We start from the raw sequence: 2371 nt of genomic DNA on the forward strand, positions 1-2371 counted from the left end.
GAACGGCGAGGCGGCGCGGGCGTGGGAGGGCGAGGCGCTGTTCGTCCTCATCGGGAACTGTCGCCGGTTCACCGGCGCGCGGACCGCACAGGCCAACGTCGAGGACGGTCTGCTCGAGGTCACGATCGTCGAAGACGCCGCGACGACGAACCTGCTCGGCGGCGCGGCCCTCGAGGGGGTGTTCGGCCGGGACAGCGCGTGTATCGTCCGCCGTCGAACGCCGTCGCTGACGATCGAGAGCCGCGGGGACTCCGTCGAGTACAGTCTCGACGGCGAGATGCTCGAGACCGAGCGCTTGCGGCTGGCGACCGAACCGGAAACGCTCACGATTCCCGTCGGGGACGGGTATCAGCCGGATCCGGACGAGGGGGAGTTGTGGCCGCTCGAGACGGGGACGGATCGGTGACCGACGGTATCGATTCGAAACGGCCGAGACGAGACGATACTGGTTTCAAGAACCGTCGTAATTGTGCGGGTATGAACACGCCGGATGAGGACCTGCAACACGAGAACGCGGGACAGGACGTGATCGCCGTCGACGCCGACGACACCGAACTCGAACTGGTCAACCGACTCGACGCCCACACCGGCGACGGGATTCGACACCGAGCGTTCACCTCGCTCGTCTTCGACGGGGAGGGGAACGTCTTGCTCGCCCAGCGAGCGCCGGACAAGCGCCTCTGGGGCACCTACTGGGACGGCACCGTCGCCTCCCATCCCGTCGAGGGCCAGAGCCAGAAGGAAGCGACCCGCCAGCGCCTCGAGGAGGAGTTGGGGATTTCGCCCGACCAGTACGACGACCTGCGACTGACCGACCGCTTCGAGTACAAGCGCTACTTCGAGAATCGGGGCGTCGAGCACGAGGTCTGTGCCGTCCTCCAGCTGACGCTGTCGGACCGGACGCTCGACCCCGACGAGGAGGAGGTCGCCGGATTGATGTGGGTTCCCTACGAGCGACTCCACTCAAATCCGGAGTGGTACCGACAGCTTCGACTCTGTCCGTGGTTCGAAATCGCGATGCGCCGGGACGTTCGATAGGGGGATCGATCCGCCCCGATCACAGCGGTTCAACGCCGTCGGTGGTCGGACGCCACGTGTCAATCGCTCGAGGCCACTGCCGACCGGTCACCGCTCGACGACCGCCCCAATGTAGTCGCGTCTCCGGACTGAACACTGTCAAGAAACAGTACACGAGCGGGAGGTTTATGAGGGAGTGCCCATACATGCAGGATAGACTGCGATGGTCATTGGCACGTTCAGACGTCTTCTTCGGGGGAGTATTATCACGTCGTCCGCGTCGGCAGGGGGGGCGACGGCCGCGGGAACGACGACCGACTCCGGATCGTCGCTCGAGTCGACCGCCGCGACCGACGAGCCGCTCGATATCTGTCTGTTGAGCTACCGTTCGAACCCGTACTCCGGGGGGCAGGGAGTCTACGTGAAGTACCTCAGCCGAGCGCTGACCGATCTCGGTCACTCGGTCGACGTGCTCTCGGGCAAGCCCTATCCGGACCTCGACGACGACGTCGGGCTGGTGAAACTGCCCGGCGAGAACGTCGTCGACGAACTCGACCGGCTCGGCCAGTTCGAGCCGTCGTACCTCCGCGATCCGCTCGCGCTCTACGAGTGGCTGAGCGCGCTCACCGGCGGCTTTCCGGACCCCTACGTCTTCGGCTGGCAGGTCGTCGACTACTTCGAGGAGCACCGGCCGGCGTACGACGTCATTCACGACAACCAGTCGCTCTGTCACGGGCTCCACACGCTCCGCGACCGGGGCCACCCCGTCGTGGCGACCGTCCACCACCCGATCACCGTCGACCGAGATGCCGCCCTCGAGGCGGCGGACGACTGGACCGAGCGGCTGTTGATCCGCCGGTGGTACAGCTTCCTCCGGATGCAACGCGAGGTCGTCCGGGACCTGCCACACGTCCTGACCGTCTCGGAGTCGGCCAAGCACCGCACCGTCACCGACTTCGGAGCCGATCCCGAGTCGATCCGCGTCGTCCACAACGGCATCGACACCGAACTGTTCGAACCCGTCGATCGTGCTCCCGATCCCGATCGTCCGCGCGTGATGACGACCGTCAGCGCCGACGTTCCCCTGAAGGGGGCGCGGCACTTGCTCGAGGCGTTCGCGGCCGTCCGCGAGACGATCGACGCCGAACTCGTCGTCGTCGGCGAGTTCGACGAGGGCGGCGACTGCGACCGGCTCGTTTCGGAACTGGGTCTCGCGGACGCGATCGAAACCCACAGCGAGATCAGCTACGAACGGATGGTCGAACTCTACGGCACCGCCGACGTCGCCGTGATCCCCTCGATCTACGAGGGGTTCGGCCTCCCGGCCGGTGAGGCGCTGGCCTGTGGCGTCCCG

Annotated in this window: 2 protein-coding genes and 1 pseudogene; all 3 read left to right on the forward strand. The window is 66.3% G+C overall.

The genetic code is table 11. The features are described from left to right. Positions 1–406 (forward strand): annotated as a pseudogene (locus tag PGX04_RS00005) (diacylglycerol/lipid kinase family protein); the annotation flags it as partial. A gap of 71 nt (positions 407–477) precedes the next feature. Beyond that, positions 478–1038: an NUDIX hydrolase gene (locus tag PGX04_RS00010; RefSeq protein ID WP_273736643.1), complete on the forward strand. Its 561-nt coding sequence runs from the start codon at positions 478–480 to the stop codon at positions 1036–1038. Positions 1039–1240: 202 nt separating this feature from the next. Further along, a partial coding sequence (locus PGX04_RS00015; protein WP_273736644.1) for a glycosyltransferase family 4 protein occupies positions 1241–2371 on the forward strand: 1131 nt, incomplete at its 3' end.

The organism is Natrinema soli (assembly GCF_028618695.1).